Genomic DNA, 16,307 nt, shown 5'->3' with positions numbered 1-16,307 from the left:
CTAATTCTCTGAACAACGCTCCCGCTGCTTTTAAGATATCTGTGCGAATGGAATTCCATGGTGTTTCCATGTGCATGTGTGCTTAGCAGGATGAGCGGAGACCACCGATAAACTTCAGCGGTTGCTCGTGTCGCTTTCTCTTGAACCCAGAAAGTTAGAGGAACTGCTAATCCATGAATGCTTCTCAATCCGGCCAGCGTCGCCGTGTATTACCACGAATGGCGCTACGGCAATACGGAGTGCTATTTGCCACCTATCTGGGCTCTCAGTGCTTCAGCGTTGCCTGTATGGTATTCTTGCTTGTGAGCAGCATTGTGCTTGAATTGCTGGGTCCGCAGATCATTCGTGCCTTTATTGATGATGTGCAGCACAATAGCGCAATTCAGAGCTTGACTACTCAAGCTATTTTCTATCTTGTGGTGGCCATTGGTGGTCGATTGGTCTCGGCGGGAGCCAGCTACTTCTCTGAGAATGTAGGCTGGAACGCCACAAATCAGTTGCGCGCGGATCTTATGTACCGCTGTCTGAAGCTGGATCACTCCTTCCACACGGCCCATACACCTGGCGAGTTGCTCGCCCGGGTTGATGGTGATGTAGAGATTCTATCCCACTTTTTCTCACAGTTTGTGATTCGTTTCCTGGGTTGTGGTCTCCTGGTAGTGGGCGTGCTGCTGCTGATGGCGCGGGAGAGTATCTGGTTCGGGATTGTGATGACTGCCATCTTTCTGCTGGGCAATATCATCCTACTCTATATACAGAAGATAGCTATCACGTACTATAAGCTGCACTTGCAAACCCAGGCGGAACTAAGTAGCTTTTGGGGTGAAGTGTTTACCTGTCTTGAAGATATTGCCTCCTGTGGTGCGGTCTGCTATATTCTGCGGCGCTATTTTCGTTTGCAGCGCCAGGAAGATGCGGCTGAGATGAAGCGCACTGCCTTCTGGGCAGCCTTTGAGGGCGCGGAAGTGGTTCTAGAGGCACTTAGCCTGCTCATTACCCTCATCCTTGGCGCGCTCTTTTTTGTGCAAGGCCAGTTCACGATTGCCACTGTTGTGATGTTGTTGCTCTATACAGGCCAGTTGCTTGCCTACATCTATGATATGGCAGAGCAACTTAGCAGTTTTCAACAGGCCGTCGCTAGTCTCGAACGCATTAATGAGATCTATCACACCCAAAGCCGGGTTCAGGATGGGCCGGGAGTAGATTTCCCTGTGGGAGCTCTATCTGTGAGCTTTGAAGACGTCTCCTTTGCCTATGAGAAAGGGCAGCCTGTTTTGCAGGATATCTCGTTTCGCCTTGCGGCGGGTGAAATTATGGGCTTGATTGGACGAACTGCTAGCGGCAAGACGACCCTCATTCGTTTGCTTATGCGCTTCTATGATCCTACCTGCGGTTCTGTCTTTCTGGGTGGCCAGGATCTTCGCCAGGCGCGCCTTGACGACTTGCGCAGACGTATTGGACTGGTAACGCAGGATGTGCAGTTGTTCCGTGGCACCTTGCGTGACAATCTTACTCTTTTCACTGAGTCTATTTCTGACCAGCGTATCTTACAGGCTATTGAGCGCCTGGGAATCACTGAGTGGTACAGGCGCTTGCCGCAGGGTCTGGATACGGCACTGAGCAGTGATGGCGGCGGGCTTTCAGCTGGAGAAGCTCAGCTACTGGCCTGTATTCGTGTCTTCCTGCAAGATCCACAATTGATCATTCTGGATGAGGCTACGGCGCGTCTGGACCCGGCGACCGAGAAGATACTGATCCGGGCGACGAGACAGCTTATGGCCGGGCGCACTGCTCTGGTGATCGCCCATCGTCTGAGCACGATTGAGCGCGTGGATCAGGTTATGGTCCTGGCCGAAGGGCGTATGCTGGAATATGCTCCTCGTCACATGCTCGCCAAAGATCCTGCATCCTATTACTACAAATTGTTGCGGTTAGCTCATTCCGAGGAGATGCTTCCATGAAGACGCGCTCATTTGTCTGGCAACTGCTCATCTTCACGCGCAAAAATTACATCTTGACAGTTTTATTGCAGCTGCCGCGCCGCCTCTTGCCGCTAGTGCCAGCCCTACTTGTCCAGCAGATCCTCGACCGTCTGACGCACTATCGCCAGCTTGATGCAACTATCTGGGGCCTGGTTGGCTTAATGTTGGGCTATATGCTAGCTCGCGGGCTCAATTTATTCGCTGTCATGCTCACTGAGCGTTTGCCCATCTTCAAAACGCGCGAGCTGCTTCGGGCTAATCTGCTAGAACATTTGCTACAGCTTCCCGGCGCTGGCGCGCTACCCCGAGATAGTGGCGATATGATTAGCCGCCTGCAGCGCGATACTGTAAGTCCAGGCTTTTTGCTGATTATGTGGGCGTTTGTCTTTGGTGGCATGGGCGTTGAGACTCTAGTGGCGCTGGTCATCATGATACACATCAACTTGCAACTTACGCTTGTCGCGATCCTTCCTCTGCTCCTGGGCAATATCATTGTGAACGCTCTTGGCAAGCATGTGGAGGGCTATCGGCGCAGGAGCCGCGAGGCGTCAGGGGCGGTGAGCAGTTACCTGGTGGAGATGTTTGGCGTGGTGCAGGCTATTCAGGTGGCCGGAGCAACCTCTAGCGTTGTGAAGCGCTTCCATCGCTTGAACAATCGACGCCGCGTGACCTCGTTGCAGGAAAATTTGTTTAGCAATGTGGTGTTGGGCGTGTTTGGGACAGGAATTACAAGCATCGGAACCGGGCTGATTTTGCTTCTGGCGGGAAGCGCTTTGCGGGCAGGTAGCTTTACTGTGGGGGATTTTACCTTATTCGTAGCCTATATGGCTACGCTGGCCAGGTTCAGCGGCGAGGTCATAGGGCAGATTACTGCCTATCGCCAGCTCGCGGTGGCTCAGGAGCGTTTAATAGAATTGCTGCCCAATGCGGCGCCGGCAGCGCTGATCATGCCGAGCCCCATCTACCGGGAAGTGGTCTCAAGCCAGGAGCCTTTCGGTCTGCCCCGGCTTGAGAAGCCTTTAGAGCTTCTGGAATTGAAAAATGTGAGCTATCGTTATCCAGGTACTGCACGGGGTATTACAAGCATCAATCTTCGCTTGGAGCGGGGGCAGTTTATCGTAATTACCGGGCGTATCGGCTCTGGCAAGACTACTTTGCTGCGAACCTTGCTCGGCCTGCTGCCGAAGCAAGAGGGCGAAATATGTTGGAATGGCGAACTTGTAAAGAAGCCAGGCGCATTTTTTGTTCCACCACAGAGTGCCTATACGGGACAGAGGCCCAATCTGTTCAGCACAACGCTTGGCGAAAATATTGCCTTAGGTCTCCCGCTCACTGAGCGCGCGCTTGAGGAGGCTATCTATCTGGCGGTTATGGAGCGGGACGTAGAAACTCTGGCTGTTGGGCTTGAGACGCTGATCGGACCCAGAGGGATCAGGCTTTCTGGCGGCCAGATTCAGCGTACGGCTGCCGCGCGCATGTTCGCTCGCACGCCGGAACTCCTGGTTTGTGACGATCTCTCAAGTGCTCTCGATGCTGAGACAGAACGGCAGCTCTGGCAACGCATCCGTGCTCACAGGGAGCACACGTGCCTGGTAGTTTCCCACCGCGAAGCAGCGCTACGCTGCGCCGATAGTATCCTTGTTTTGCAGGAAGGGCAGATAGTAGCGCAAGGTACGCTGAGCGAACTATTGACGGAATGCGAGGAGATGCAACACTTGTGGACTGGCGCGCTTCAGAGCGAATAGGCCCCAGGTTTGTGGGGATGCGTGGATAGTGCGCATCCTCATAAGGCCGATCTGCTACGTGCTTGCCAGCGTGGCCAAATTGGCGTGGCGGCAAGCCAGAAGAGAAAGCGTGACGAAGAGAATGCTTGACAGGGCTGGTGGCTGTAGTATACTCTCTTTGTTGAGTATTATCACTAAATGCACTTAAGGAGGGCATGCATGTATATCCGCAGTGATGTCCTCCCTGAAGCCCTTCATTAGCCGCTTGTAGCCGGGCCTCGGGGAATCTTCTTCGCCTGGGGAGCCTTTGCGCCTTTTTTTGCCTCCATTGGTACTCTCCATAAACTCTCTACCTACTATTGAGCAAATCACATTGTCATGCTTGTAATTTCTGACTTTGCGCCTTGTCTTCGTGATTCGTGCGCTTGTAGCGTTCAGCTCAGGATAGGAGCGCTTGCCTGTATTACGCGTTACTGCGCTTAACCAGGTGCACTGGCTCGATGCTCTTAGCCATAATGCAGGAGTTGAGAATGCTGAGCCAAGATATATGTGCCTGCTGAATAGCAGGAGTAGGAAGAGAAGAAAACGAAATATAAGTGAAGATAAAGCAAATGAGAGGATACTATAGATTATGCGTGAGCAACCAGCTCTTTCTTTGGAACGTTTGTACTCCTGTTGCCGTGAGCAGTACGCTTTGAGTCCCGCGACAATTGAGTTTCTGGCCCTGGGCCTGGATTCTAACGCGGGCGTATATCGTGTAATGAGTGAGCAGGGAAGCGTCTATTTGCTCAAAGTCAAGCAAGGATCGCTTTATGAACCCACCAGCCAGATTCCTTACTATCTGAAAGAGCAAGGCATTGCAGGAGTTGTGGCCCCGGTTCCTACCAAAAGCGGCAGCCTGTGGACGCGGATAGATGACTGGAACGTGCTCGTGTATCCCTTTCTTGTTGGCGAGACGAGTTGGACGGGGATGACTGATGCGCAGTGGGAGGAAGTAGGAGCAATCTTTCGGCGCGTTCACCAGGTTAGCTTGCCCTCCTCTGGTTTTGAGGCTCTACGCAAAGAGAGCTTTGATACCACAGAGTATGTGCGCTGGCTACGCGCTTTTGAAAGCCAGCTAGCTTTGATGCACGAAGAGACGAGCCCCTCAAGGCGCGAGCTTCGTGCCGCCTGGCTTGAAAAGCAAGCAACGCTGCACACTGCAATTATTGCCCTGGAAACGCTAGGGCAAGTGCTGGACAAACGCAATCCGCCCTATGTTATCTGCCATGCCGATCTGCATCCGGCCAACCTGCTGCGTGATGCGCAAGGGCGCGTGTTTGTCCTTGATTGGGATGAAGTAATGCTGGCTCCTAAAGAGCGGGATTTTCTCTTTATAAGAGTATCGGCCGCAGATAGCGAGCTGCAGCCTGGAAAGCTGGCCTTTTTTGCGGGATACGGAGAGGCGGAAATCGACTGGATTGTGCTTGCCTACTATCGCTATGAACGCGTGGTGCAAGACGTAATCGAGTGTGCCCGGGATGTATTTTTCCGGGATAACTGGGGCGAGGAAGCCAGAGCTGATGCCGTCACATTGTTCCGGGATGTTTTGGCGCCTGACAGCGAGCTCACCGTGGCTACGCAGACCCTGGCCCAGCTACCCGCCGAATTTGTCGCAAAGATAATGAGCGGGAGCGGCTGCGAAGAAGTTGAGTAGAAGTTCTGCTGATCTTTCGCTCCCATAGGCTCAGCGCTCGCCTGGAGGGTGGCAAACAATTGCCGCCGTTTCCTGGCTTGGCAAAAGATGACATCCACCTCTTTCTGGCGAGCGCTGAGCGTCTGGCAGGGCCTTAAAAAGCTAGCCACGCAGGCCGCTGGCGGCCAGACCCTGGACGATTTGCCGTTGGAAGAAAAGGAAGACCACAATGATCGGCAGACCGGCGAGGATGGCCGAGGCCATGATCTGGGCGTAACGCAGGCCATAGGAGGTCTGAATGGTTGCCAGCCCGACCGGTATTGTCATCATATGGTTGCCTGTGATCACAATAAAGGGCCAGAGGAAATTGTTCCAGGATGTGACGAAGGCAAGGATTGCTACCGCAGAAATCGCCGGACGCGCTAGCGGCATCCAGATCTGCCAGTAAATGCGCAGCCTGCTGGCTCCATCGAGGAGGGCTGCCTCCTCAAAGTCGCGCGGAATGCCATCAAAGTATTGCTTGAAGATGAACATGGAGACCGGCGATGCTATCTGTGGTAAGATAATTCCCCAGTAAGTATCTACCATGCCGAACGATTGAACCAGCGTGAAGAGCGGGATGATGAGGACCGCGCCGGGAACCATGATTCCCGCGAGGATCAGCCAGAAGAGGAACTTGCGGCCAAGGAAAGGGATGTGTGAGAAGGCGAAGGCGGCCAGGCTGGAAGTTATCACCGTGGCGACAGTGATTACGATAGAGGTGAGGGCGCTGTTAAAGTACCATATAGGTAGATCGCTATTGCTAATAACGCGCTCAAAGGCCAGGAAAGTGAAGGCCGAAGGGAACCAGCTCGCCGGGATTGTCGTAGTTTCCGCTTCTGGCTTAAGCGAGGTATCAATTCCCCAGAGTATCGGCAAGATCCAGAGGATGGCCAGGATGAGCAGCACAATAAAGGCTGTACTGTTGGGTAGATTAAGGGCGAGCCGTTTCCTGGCTGCAGTGGCCTGCGGGGCCTGTTCTATCATGTGCGTTGTCATAAGGCTTCACTCCTTCTCTCCTGACGACCAAACAGCAAGAAATTTCCCACAGTAAATATTAGGATCAGAATGAACAGGATGTAAGAGATGGCTGAGGCATAGCCGATGCGATAAGACGAGAAGCCTGTTTCGTAGATGTACTGGATTACCGGGCGGGTAGCAAAATTGGGGCCACCCTGCGTGAGCAAATATATCTGGCCAAAGACCTGTAATGAGGCGATAACCTGCAGAATGACGATCAGCATAGTGATTCTGCCCAGCAGAGGCAAAGTGACCCAGAGCGTCTTTGCCCTGGCGCCCGCGCCATCAATAGCGGCAGCTTCGTACAATTCCTGTGGGATCTGCTGTAAGCCGGCGAGGTAGAGAAGAAAGTTGCTGCCCACCGTCCACCAGAGTGTGACAACGATGACAGCGAGCATCGCAAGATTAGGATCGTTCAGCCAGTCCACCTGCGACCAGCCAATGAACGCGAATGCGTTGTCGATGAAGCCATAGCCAGGCTGGAATAGCCAGTTCCAGAGAATAACCACGATGGAGACCGGCAACACAAAAGGAGCGAAGAAGGAGAGGCGGAAGAGCCAGCGCGCGGGTATGGCGCGATTGGCCAGCAAAGCCAGGCTAAGGCCAAATATCACAAAGATTGGCGTGCTGATCACTGTGAAGGTGATAGTATGCCAGAGCGAGGACCAGAAATCGCTATCGGCGAAGAGTTCAAGATAGTTGCCGAAGCCAAGAAATTTTCCTGCATCTGCGAGGCTCCAGTTGTAGAAGCTCATGCCCAACCCAAGGATGATAGGCCAGAGCAGGAAAAGGACGTAAAGAATCAGAAATGGGAGGACGAAGGCCAGGCCCGTCAAGCTGGTGCGCCAATACCTGGAGCGTGCAAGGCTGGGCGCCAGGGGGCTGCGTCTCTCCATGGGGGCAATCGGTTTCAAGGTAGTATCAGACATAAATAACTCCTCTTGTCTTCCTGTCCAACTTACTTATTCGATACGGGAGACGGAGTATCGATGAGCTTTTGTAAGCCTGTCCTGAACTGAGCGACGGCTTGTTTGGGCGTCAGTTGTCCATGTAGTACTGCCTTGGAAGAGCATTGCTAAATCTCAGCAGGATGCTGGCGAAAATCACACAGCGCTCCTGCTGGGATTTATCCTCCCTTTGCCCTTGCTTAGCACTTTGCTAAATGATTTTCTCGGGATGAAGCACGACAATAACCCGCTTAGGATCATCGGCTATCCCTCGTGCCCGGCTCCGCCTAGCGAGACGAACGTCGAGTGCGCGCCACAGCGGGAAAGGGCTGCGTGGAATTCCTCTGCATCGGCAATTGGGACCATACGATCACGGTCGCCGTGCATGATGAGAAAAGGTGGAGCTTTGGCAGCAATCTCGTCGTCGGACCCCGGGCCAAAGAGCGCACATTCGAATGGGGGCGGCACGATGTGAGCTTCCAGAGGCGCCCGCGTTGCCATCGTCACGAAATCGGTTGGGCCGAACCAGTGAGTGATAGCCTGCACAAGGCTCGCTTGGTTCCAGTCTTCATCGAGTGCTCCTGGCTTTATCTGCCCCTGGTGATTTTCATCCACTTTTTTCTAGACTTTATAACCTTTGGAATGCAGTCCAGCGGCCTGGACCTGCCTCTATTCGCTCTGATTTTTATTGCTATGCTAATCTTCCAGCGCTTTGTTAGGCGCAAGAAGCTGCTGGAAAAGAGCATTACTATACCCTTTAAAGGCTCCTGATGTTCGTCAAGGACCGCCAGCGGTTGCTTATGGGAGCAGCCAGCCTGATACGACAGAAAGTAATCTAATATGCGCTTCTCGCAGTTTGCATGCTTCCATGCTTATCTGATTGCAACTTATTCTACTTTCATTTATACTTGATTAGTAGCGCTAAGTTGAGTTTCTTTAATCTCTGCATCTATTTCTGAGTAAGTTCTATGGAGCTCTCACTTATGATATTTTATCAAAAAGCTGAAAAATAATTTACTGCTGTATTTCCTATCTGGAAGGAGAAACGGTTGACGACAGAACAGCATACTCATTCTTCTTATCCGTTGGATGCCGAAAATGCCGCAGAGATGGCACGCTTGATGCGCCAGGCCCGCTTGCTGAGCCTGCATTGTGGACTTTTGCCCGCAAAGCTGTCATTGAACACAGATGCGCAGGTGCTTGATCTTGCCTGCGGACCCGGCGAATGGCTTCTTTCACTCGCTCAGCAGCGTCCCGATCTTGTGCTTACTGGTGTTGATATCAGCCACTTGATGACAGCGTATGGACGTTGGCTGGCAGGAGAACGAGGCCTGGAGCGTATCGATTTTCGCGTTATGAACGCTACAGCTCCTCTGGACTTCCCAGATCAGACCTTTGATCTGATCCATGCGCGCCTCATTGCGTTTTTTCTCTCACCAGCTAACTGGCCCTCTCTGCTAGTTGAATGCTGGCGTATCTTGAGGCCGGGAGGTCATATGCTTAGCCTGGAAGGAGAAGGAACCAGTGTAACAAATAGTGCGGCCTTTACCCAACTTATCCTCCTGGGCCAGCAGGCGTTACGTATAGCGGGGCTCAGCTTTACGGGAGCTGGCGAGCATATGGGGATTACTGCTATGCAAGCACGCCTGTTTACGCAAGCCGGCTTTATCGATCTGCAGCAAGAAGCCTTCATCCTCAACTGGTCAGCCGGGACAGAGGCCCATCAGGAGATGGTGCAGGATTGGGAAGTTGTCTTTCATCTCGCAGAACCTTTCTTGATACGCCAGCTGGGAGCTAATGCGGCAGATATTACGACGCTACGTGAGCAGGCCCTCGAAGAGATGCGTGATCCGCAGTTTTGTGCTGTTTCGTATCTTCAGCGGCTCTGTGGAAGCAAACCTGCTCTCTAGAGAGCAGGTTGCCATCTGCATCCAACAGGCCAGCCTTCTGACAAATATCGGTATTGTAGTACATGACGTAGGGATGCGTGTCGAGCGGGATGGCGTAAAGCTTGCCATCATGATGTCCTCTTTGTCAGACGGCAGAAAGAAAGCCATTTTCGCTGATGCCAATTTGGGCAAGCAGATTGAGGTCGATGGGGTCGAGAAAACCCATTCGCTAAATGATTTTCTCGGGATGAAGCACAACGATAACCCGCAATGAATCATTGGTCACACTTGTGAGAATTTCCTCGCGCCTGGCTTCTGGCACATACTTTTCAATGATGGGGCGCGTCAACTCGGCGATGTTGTGCTCAATAATCTCAGCTTGTCCATAGGCCACGACAGACGTTAAGGTAGCCGAGTCCTCGACAAGAAGCGATACGGCGGGATTGCGCTTGATGTTCGCATATTTTGCCCGGTCCTTCGTGGTAGAAAAGATGAAGTCTTTGCCATCCCAGATATACCAGACGGCGGTGAGTTGTGGCGCACCACTGGCACGATTGACCCCAATGATCGCTGTTTTCGGTTGGGCCAGGAGCGCAGCTTGTTGTTCAGAAATCATATCTTAGTTCTCCTTTTTGACAGAAGTATATAAAGCAATCATCTTCCTCGCTGAGGCGAGAAGGTGGCAAGTGAGGTAGCCGAGGATACCAGGTTAGCGCGGAGAAACGCGACAGTGATCGCGATGTTCAAAGCGCTATTGAACACAGGATCCTCGTGCCCGGCTCCGCCTAGCGAGACGAATGTCGAGTGCGCGCCACAGCGGGAAAGGGCTGTGTGGAACGCCTCTGCATCGGCAATTGGGACCATACGATCACGGTCGCCGTGCAGGATGAGAAAAGGTGGAGCTTTGGCAGAGACGCGGTAGAGCGGGCTCGCCTCCCGAGCTTTGGCAGCAATCTCGTCGTCGGACCCCGGGCCAAAGAGCGCACGTTCGAATGGGGGCGGCACGATGTGAGCTTCCAGAGGCGTCCGCGTTGCCGTCGTCACGAAATCGGTTGGGCCGAACCAATGAGCGATAGCCTGCACAAGGCTCGATTGGTCCCTGTCTTCACCAAGGATGCCTTCAAGGGCAGGATCATGGGGCGTGAGGCCAGCGAGCGAGGCAAGCATCGCGCCAGCGGATACTCCCCACAGGCCAAGCGCGTCGGTCTCCAGTCCGTACTCGGCTCCATGTGCCCGGGTCCAGCGTACCGCAGCCTTAACATCATGGATTTGCGCTGGATAGACTGCCGCTGGCGTGAGGCGGTAGTTTGCTGAGAGCACAGCAATGCCCTGGGCGGCTGCGGGTTTCAGACGCGTCTCCGCGTTGTCTGCTTTGTCGCCGCGTCCCCAGCCGCCTCCGTGCAGGTAGATGACTGTAGGAACTGGTCCCTTTATGTCGGGTAGGTAGAGATCGAGCTGAAGTACTTTGCCATCGACTTTGGCATAGGTGATATCAGGGATAAGTGTTACATTTGTCATGAAGTGCCCTCCTATGTTCGAACAGATGACAACTCATATGAATGTATGTCCTATAGACTGCTTTCCTGATCGACGAAGCAGATTTGCGAGTTGCCATCAGAATAAGAGCTGTCGAAGACTGAGAGGGGATAGACGCGCTAGAGTGCGTACCCCACATTGCTTATCCTTTCTGGGATGTATAAGAAGCCATCAGATCAAGCATGCCTTGTGGAGCATCTGCCTGGAAGCTGATCATGAGGTTCCTCTGCGCTTCCCGGGCCGCCGCCTCACTCCGCGGAAACATGGCTGCTTCATAGCTGGCAAGCGCTGTTTCCACATTGTCCGGGTTCGCCAGAAGGGCTTCTGCCAGCTCCGCTCCATCGAGCATAGCGAGATTGGCCCCCTCACCGGCGAATGGTGACATCAAGTGCGCGGCATCACCTAGCAAGGTTACCCCGGGAACACGTTCCCAATGATGCCCCACGGGGAGTGCATAGATGTGGCGAGGAAGCAGTTCATCCTCGCTCTCAACGATGAGGGCACGTAACCGGGCATCCCAGTTAGAAAAGTGCTTGAGCAGATCCCGTTTGATTGCCTGGGGATGGTGAGCGCCGCTTCCACTGGCAGTTTCCCACGGTTCTGAGGTCTTGAGCGCGATATAGAGAGTGATACAGTTCTTGCCATCGTTGTGAGCTAGCAGGCCCTTTTCATCGCTGAGGGCAAACATTGAGCCGCGACCCACCAGCGCTGCGAGCTCAGGATGGCGGACACCTGCGTCAAGGAGGTGCGTCTCTATGAAGGAGATGCCCGCGTAGATGGGCTGTTCTCCTGAGAGCAAGGGCCTGACCTTTGACCAGGCTCCATCCGCACCGATCAAGAGATCAGTCGTGAACGTTTCTCCGCTCGCCAGGGTGACCTGATGTTTTCCCTCTGCTAATTTGACGACGCTCTTCACCTTGCTTTCCCAATGAATGCAGCGCTCTGGCAGCGTTTGGAGCAAGATTCGGCGGAGATCCCCGCGCTCAACTTCTGGTCGGCTGCCGTCACTGCTGTCTTCCCAGTGAACCATGCCAGTCTTGTCAAGTATGCGCATGGCGTCGCCCGCCGGGATCACCAGGGAGCGAAAGGCTTCAAAGAGTCCAGCCTTGCGCAAGGCAAGCTGACCTGACTCTTCGTGCATATCAAGGATGCTCCCTTGATGACGAGCCGAAGGCGATGCCTCCAGCTCGTAAATTGTGGCCTCTATTCCATGCCTAAGCAGCACGTTGGCAAGCGTGAGTCCACCGAGACCGGCGCCGATTATTGTTACATGTGATTCCATGGGAATATTTCCTTTCTATTCTTGACGCTCTATTGTTCGTCTGAACTCTGTTTTACCCGGCTCTGCGATGATACCAGGAGTGCTGAAGGCCCCGGAGAGGAGAACGTCGATGCCCCATGCGAAGCGGTCGGAACTGCTGCCGGAAAGAAGCTCATGGCTGAGCTGGGCAATAGAAGGATATACACTCGCGTCACTGCTGCTAATTGCCTCAACGAGGGCCGAGTCTTCGGCAACAGCCTCCACCGAGGACTCACGAGTGCTGTGCTCCGCAGTGATCGCTGTTGCATATAGAAGCAGTAGATCGACCACCCAGGCGGCCTCGCGGTCAGCCATGTTCCCCTCCTTCAAGAGGGCGAGGAGCTGCTCCAGTAGGGCCAGGTAGTTAGGACCGCTGAGATGCCTGCTCAAGGTCATCCGTGCGATTTCTGGATACTTGAAGAGGACGTGTGAATAGCGCGTCAGCAGCTCTTTCAGCTTGTCACGCCATGTCCCCTCCGCTAGGGACGGCTCGGTGACTTCAGCCAGGAGGGCATCAAGGATCTGCACGTGCAGATCGGCAGTATCGCGTACGTAGACATACAATGATGCTGGCCCTGTATCCAGCGCTTCCGCAATACGACGCATGGTAACCTTGTGAAGTCCCTCTTCACGCAGGATGGTGAGCGCGGCATCGATAATGCCCTGCCGTGTCAAGGCTGGTTTGGCTGGTCGCTCGCGCCGGCTGCGCGGCGCTGAAGTATGCTTGTGTGTCTTCATGGAGATAGTATAACACGAACATGTTCGTTACGCAAGTGTTCGTTGCGAACATGTTCTTTTGTTGCATGGCTTTAGAAATGTGAGTTGGGAGTAAGTGTAGTAGAGTTTGTGGCGCTACAGGAGCCGAGGTATGTGATCTTCAGTTATGCGCCAGCTATGTATCTGCGCAAAGCTGTGTAAGCAAATTTGCTCTCTAGAGAGTTTGTCGAGAAAGAGAGATAGTGATGTAGATTACTCTGCTCGCGCAGCTGGAGCCAGATGCTCTACACCTTCTAGAAGCAGCGCTAAGAGATCATGGGCTACCTGGTCTGAAGATGCTCTGCCGGGCTCTTTACTCCACTGGAGAGCTTCCCCTATGATAGCCCAACTCATAGCTCTCGCTACAGTTTCTTTAGCAACAGTTCCCCATCTTGCCCCTTTCTTCAGCTCTTGTAGCCAGCTCAGAAGCAGCCCTGCCAATTCCTCCTGGATGATCTCTGTGACCAGTGGGCTTATCGTTCCCAGAGAATGGCACTGTCGATAGACGTCTCGGAAGTCTTCTAATATTATGCAAATGAGCTGCTGGACCTCCCTTCTCTCCCAGCTGGATACAGGAGGAAGGGAGCAAACCAGTTGCTCAAACCTCTCACGTACAAGCGACTCTAACAAGGCATATTTATCAGGAAAGTGGGCATAAAAGGTTCCACGATTGAGGTTGGCCCGCTCGGCAATCTCCTGTACACTTGTGGCTTGAAAGCCTTTCTCCTGAAGGATCTCAATCGAGGCTTGCCGCAGCAGCTGTCGCGTTCGCTCGATACGTCGGTCAGCGTTCCTTCTGGCTTTTTCCATCGCGCCTACTCCTGTCTCTATAGCTTTGAGCCCATTTTCGCCGGACCAGTTCCTCATTAACCAACAGTTTTCTTCTCGTGTTCGTTACCCGACACAGAACCGGCATTGTCTGTGGATTGTTGGGCTCTTCTCCCTTACTATTCTAGACGAGGGGCCGAGATTGCGCAAACGCAATGGGTTTTGCCCCTGGGTTAAGGCTCTACACAGATAGGAGAATATATGCTAACTTCCACCGACACAACTATGAAGGCCATACGCATTCACCGCTCAGGAGGACCCGAGGTCCTGCAATATGAGGAGGTGCCTCGTCCCGTTGCTGGACCGGGCGAGGTGCTTATGCGTATCTATGCTGCGGGCATGAATGCTGCTGATTGGCGAGCTCGCGCTGGTTTCCCCGATGTTCCAGAGCATCTTCGCCCTAATCTTCCCAAGCCCAGTATTCCGGGCTCTGATGCTTCAGGGATTATTGAGGCTGTTGGACCCGATGTTACAGAATTTCAGGTGGGAGATGCGGTCTTTGGCATGCTGCGCTTTCCTCAGACAGGCAGGACGTACGCTGAATATACCACGGCTCCCATGGCGGACCTGGCCCCTAAACCAGCCGGCATTACGCATATCCAGGCGGCGGCGCTACCGATGGCGGGACTGACGGTCTGGCAGTTTCTCTATCAGGATCTGGCAGCGGGCCAGAGCGTCCTGATAAATGGCGCTGCCGGCGGGGTTGGTCACCTCGCAGTGCAATTAGCCAAGCTCAAAGGCGCACGCGTCATTGCTGTAGCATCCGGGCGCCATGAGAAATTCCTACTTGATCTGGGCTGCGATCAATTTATCGATTATACAACCACTTCTGTGGAGCAGGCAGTTCGCGAGGTAGATCTGGTCTATGATGCGGCAGGTGGCGCGGGCCAGGATCGTCTGCTCTCTGTGCTTAAGCGCGGTGGGCGGTTGATTCCTGTGAACCTGGGCAACGCCAGTGCTGAACGTGCTGCACAAATGGGCGTTACAGTTAGCACAAATCATCCGAGACTGCATGCAGACAGGACGCAGCTTCTTGAAATCGCCGGACTTATCGAGTCTGAGCGCGTGCGCGTTGCCGTTGAAACTGTGTTTCCTCTCGCAGAGGCTCGCCAGGCACACGAGCTTGTCGAGCGCCAGCATGTACAGGGGAAAATAGTCTTGAGCGTTGTAGAATAAGCTTACTGCCCTTAATACCTGATCTAAAGGTCGACATGACGAATGGAGCTCCTGATCTGGCTATTGCAGCGCGTATATGGGACGCTCCATTCGCCTGGATCTCTCGAAAGAGAGCTCTAGGGCTCCTATAAGGGAATCTTTTCACAACGTGAGTGGCGCTGTTCCTCCGCTTGCATACTAGGTTGCCTGCCCAATAACCTGTACCCTTTGCTGCTTGTCCGAGCGGATTGGCGGCCCTTACTCTTGTGCGTCCTTCATTGCATCCTGGAACAAGCAGATCCAGTTTCTTTGGCGTGCATTAATGCCGTAAAGTTAGCTTGAATCCGCTCCAATTCTGCTATCTTTTCGCCGATATCATGAATCTTCTGCCGAAAAAACGCCACTTGCTCCTGAGTTGTCAGTTCATGGGCCTCAATTGCTTCTCTATATTGTTTGAGCTCCGCTAAGGTAAAACCTGCTACCTGGCCTGCTTTGAGGTCCAGGAGTTGTTTTACCGCCTCCTCGGCATAGTCTCGATAGTTATTCTCCCTGCGTCGGATATAGCGTTTGTCAAGGAAGCCCTCTTTCTCGTAAAAGCGAATAGTCTGAGGCGTTAAGCCTGTCTTTTCCGCTAGTTCCTTGATTAACATTACCTGTTCCCTTCTCAAAAAGACTTGACCTTCTAGCTAACTATATAGTTTATACTCCGGGCGTGCGTAAGGCAATATCGGTGGGAAAGCACGAAAAAGAAGCAGGGTATGCTTGCTTATGGCCGGGCTCTTCCGCCGATTGCACAATACTTGATAGGCCGATCGAGAAGGGGATGATGAGCGGGCTTTATCCCCTGCGACCGAAGCCCCTTCACTACCTGAGAAGTTAGAAAGGATGAGAAAAGATGAGCAAATTTACACAGGCAGAAATTGCCTATTTACAGAGCCAACGTCTCGGCAGGTTGGCAACGGTCAGCCAGAAGGGCGATCTTCATGTCGTCCCTGTTGGCTTTCGTTACAATCCTGAGCACGATACCATCGATATTGGCGGGCTCAATATCGTCCCAAGTAGAAAATACCGTGAGGCGCTTGCTCATGGGCGCGTGGCTTTTGTGGTTGATGATATCTTGCCTCCCTGGAATCCGCGCTTCGTTGAGATCCGAGGAACCGTTCAGGCTCTTCCAGAAGGAGGTAAGCAGATTGTTGAGGAGTTTGGCCCTGAGATCCTGCGCATCACTCCCACCTATGTTGTTTCGCTAGGAATGAGCAACGATGTCGAGCAGACCAAATAGGGAAGGGCAGTATCATAGCCGAAAGGAGGGATGACGCCTTGTAGGAGGCTGAGCATGTGAATGGGTATGTGGGCATACTATTTCGCCCGGTGGGGAATGTTAAGGCTCTGAAAAACCAACACATTCTCTCATACGTTGTTTAGCCAACGATCTGCTCCCTTTGCTGATTGCCCA

16 protein-coding genes are annotated in these 16,307 nt (G+C 53.3%); 7 read left to right on the top strand and 9 right to left on the bottom strand.

The window, feature by feature from the left end; genetic code table 11:
• Positions 1-173: 173 nt before the first annotated feature.
• From EPA93_RS03705 to EPA93_RS03695, 3 genes are all read left to right on the top strand, one after another.
• On the top strand, positions 174-1,961 hold the full coding sequence (locus tag EPA93_RS03705) for an ABC transporter ATP-binding protein (protein WP_129885746.1): 1,788 nt from the start codon (positions 174-176) through the stop codon (positions 1,959-1,961).
• Positions 1,958-3,727, top strand: coding sequence for an ATP-binding cassette domain-containing protein (locus EPA93_RS03700; protein ID WP_129885745.1), 1,770 nt, complete (start codon positions 1,958-1,960; stop codon positions 3,725-3,727). The genes EPA93_RS03705 and EPA93_RS03700 overlap by 4 nt, the downstream gene beginning before the upstream one ends.
• Before the next feature lie 610 nt (positions 3,728-4,337).
• On the top strand, positions 4,338-5,402 hold the full coding sequence (locus EPA93_RS03695) for a phosphotransferase enzyme family protein (RefSeq protein ID WP_129885744.1): 1,065 nt from the start codon (positions 4,338-4,340) through the stop codon (positions 5,400-5,402).
• Between the two features lie 141 nt (positions 5,403-5,543).
• Here the strand turns inward: EPA93_RS03695 and EPA93_RS03690 are convergent, their stop codons facing one another.
• The 3 genes from EPA93_RS03690 to EPA93_RS03680 form a co-directional block, all read right to left on the bottom strand.
• Entirely contained in the window at positions 5,544-6,419 is an 876-nt protein-coding gene (locus tag EPA93_RS03690) for a carbohydrate ABC transporter permease (RefSeq protein WP_242527314.1), read from the bottom strand.
• On the bottom strand, positions 6,416-7,369 hold the full coding sequence (locus EPA93_RS03685) for a carbohydrate ABC transporter permease (RefSeq protein WP_207229440.1): 954 nt from the start codon (positions 7,367-7,369) through the stop codon (positions 6,416-6,418). Before EPA93_RS03685 ends, EPA93_RS03690 begins: the two co-directional genes overlap by 4 nt.
• Before the next feature lie 282 nt (positions 7,370-7,651).
• Positions 7,652-8,002, bottom strand: coding sequence for a prolyl oligopeptidase family serine peptidase (locus tag EPA93_RS03680; RefSeq protein ID WP_129885743.1), 351 nt, complete (start codon positions 8,000-8,002; stop codon positions 7,652-7,654).
• 434 nt (positions 8,003-8,436) lie between these two features.
• Between EPA93_RS03680 and EPA93_RS03675 the strand changes: the two genes are divergently transcribed.
• Positions 8,437-9,297, top strand: a complete 861-nt coding sequence (locus EPA93_RS03675; RefSeq protein WP_129885742.1) for a class I SAM-dependent methyltransferase — start codon at positions 8,437-8,439, stop codon at positions 9,295-9,297.
• Positions 9,233-9,550, top strand: a complete 318-nt coding sequence (locus EPA93_RS03670; RefSeq protein WP_129885741.1) for a hypothetical protein — start codon at positions 9,233-9,235, stop codon at positions 9,548-9,550. The genes EPA93_RS03675 and EPA93_RS03670 overlap by 65 nt, the downstream gene beginning before the upstream one ends.
• Here the strand turns inward: EPA93_RS03670 and EPA93_RS03665 are convergent.
• From EPA93_RS03665 to EPA93_RS03645, 5 genes are all read right to left on the bottom strand, one after another.
• Complete coding sequence (locus EPA93_RS03665) at positions 9,506-9,892, bottom strand: TIGR03618 family F420-dependent PPOX class oxidoreductase (RefSeq protein ID WP_129885740.1); 387 nt, start codon at positions 9,890-9,892, stop codon at positions 9,506-9,508. The two genes, EPA93_RS03670 and EPA93_RS03665, sit on opposite strands and share 45 nt — an antisense overlap.
• Positions 9,893-9,930: 38 nt before the next feature.
• On the bottom strand, positions 9,931-10,794 hold the full coding sequence (locus EPA93_RS03660; protein WP_129885739.1) for an alpha/beta hydrolase: 864 nt from the start codon (positions 10,792-10,794) through the stop codon (positions 9,931-9,933).
• 160 nt (positions 10,795-10,954) lie between these two features.
• Positions 10,955-12,094, bottom strand: coding sequence for an FAD-dependent oxidoreductase (locus EPA93_RS03655; protein WP_129885738.1), 1,140 nt, complete (start codon positions 12,092-12,094; stop codon positions 10,955-10,957).
• 15 nt (positions 12,095-12,109) lie between these two features.
• Positions 12,110-12,850: a TetR/AcrR family transcriptional regulator gene (locus EPA93_RS03650; protein ID WP_129885737.1), complete on the bottom strand. Its 741-nt coding sequence runs from the start codon at positions 12,848-12,850 to the stop codon at positions 12,110-12,112.
• A 231-nt stretch (positions 12,851-13,081) separates the two neighbouring features.
• Positions 13,082-13,678, bottom strand: coding sequence for a TetR/AcrR family transcriptional regulator (locus EPA93_RS03645; RefSeq protein ID WP_165422854.1), 597 nt, complete (start codon positions 13,676-13,678; stop codon positions 13,082-13,084).
• Positions 13,679-13,897: 219 nt separating this feature from the next.
• Here EPA93_RS03645 and EPA93_RS03640 point away from each other — a divergent pair, with 219 nt between their 5' ends.
• Positions 13,898-14,872, top strand: a complete 975-nt coding sequence (locus EPA93_RS03640) for an NADP-dependent oxidoreductase (protein WP_207229439.1) — start codon at positions 13,898-13,900, stop codon at positions 14,870-14,872.
• A 254-nt stretch (positions 14,873-15,126) separates the two neighbouring features.
• Here EPA93_RS03640 and EPA93_RS03635 read toward each other — a convergent pair whose 3' ends face one another.
• Positions 15,127-15,501 carry a MerR family transcriptional regulator gene (locus EPA93_RS03635; protein ID WP_129885735.1) on the bottom strand — a complete coding sequence of 125 codons (375 nt, stop codon included), beginning with the start codon at positions 15,499-15,501 and terminating at the stop codon, positions 15,127-15,129.
• A 245-nt stretch (positions 15,502-15,746) separates the two neighbouring features.
• Between EPA93_RS03635 and EPA93_RS03630 the strand changes: the two genes are divergently transcribed.
• Entirely contained in the window at positions 15,747-16,133 is a 387-nt protein-coding gene (locus EPA93_RS03630; RefSeq protein ID WP_129885734.1) for a PPOX class F420-dependent oxidoreductase, read from the top strand.
• Positions 16,134-16,307 lie beyond the last annotated feature (174 nt).

Source organism: Ktedonosporobacter rubrisoli, assembly GCF_004208415.1.
Classification (GTDB): domain Bacteria; phylum Chloroflexota; class Ktedonobacteria; order Ktedonobacterales; family Ktedonobacteraceae; genus Ktedonosporobacter; species Ktedonosporobacter rubrisoli.
This window is presented reverse-complemented; position numbering and strand designations above follow the sequence as displayed.

Excerpts from the sequence above, each read along its gene's own strand:
- EPA93_RS03705 (WP_129885746.1), top strand. The coding sequence starts at position 174 with ATGAATGCTTCTCAATCCGGCCAGCGTCGCCGTGTATTACCACGAATG.
- EPA93_RS03700 (WP_129885745.1), top strand. The coding sequence starts at position 1,958 with ATGAAGACGCGCTCATTTGTCTGGCAACTGCTCATCTTCACGCGCAAA.
- EPA93_RS03695 (WP_129885744.1), top strand. The coding sequence starts at position 4,338 with ATGCGTGAGCAACCAGCTCTTTCTTTGGAACGTTTGTACTCCTGTTGC.
- EPA93_RS03690 (WP_242527314.1), bottom strand. The coding sequence starts at position 6,419 with ATGACAACGCACATGATAGAACAGGCCCCGCAGGCCACTGCAGCCAGG.
- EPA93_RS03685 (WP_207229440.1), bottom strand. The coding sequence starts at position 7,369 with ATGTCTGATACTACCTTGAAACCGATTGCCCCCATGGAGAGACGCAGC.
- EPA93_RS03665 (WP_129885740.1), bottom strand. The coding sequence starts at position 9,892 with ATGATTTCTGAACAACAAGCTGCGCTCCTGGCCCAACCGAAAACAGCG.
- EPA93_RS03660 (WP_129885739.1), bottom strand. The coding sequence starts at position 10,794 with ATGACAAATGTAACACTTATCCCTGATATCACCTATGCCAAAGTCGAT.
- EPA93_RS03655 (WP_129885738.1), bottom strand. The coding sequence starts at position 12,094 with ATGGAATCACATGTAACAATAATCGGCGCCGGTCTCGGTGGACTCACG.
- EPA93_RS03650 (WP_129885737.1), bottom strand. The coding sequence starts at position 12,850 with ATGAAGACACACAAGCATACTTCAGCGCCGCGCAGCCGGCGCGAGCGA.
- EPA93_RS03645 (WP_165422854.1), bottom strand. The coding sequence starts at position 13,678 with ATGGAAAAAGCCAGAAGGAACGCTGACCGACGTATCGAGCGAACGCGA.
- EPA93_RS03640 (WP_207229439.1), top strand. The coding sequence starts at position 13,898 with ATGCTAACTTCCACCGACACAACTATGAAGGCCATACGCATTCACCGC.
- EPA93_RS03635 (WP_129885735.1), bottom strand. The coding sequence starts at position 15,501 with ATGTTAATCAAGGAACTAGCGGAAAAGACAGGCTTAACGCCTCAGACT.
- EPA93_RS03630 (WP_129885734.1), top strand. The coding sequence starts at position 15,747 with ATGAGCAAATTTACACAGGCAGAAATTGCCTATTTACAGAGCCAACGT.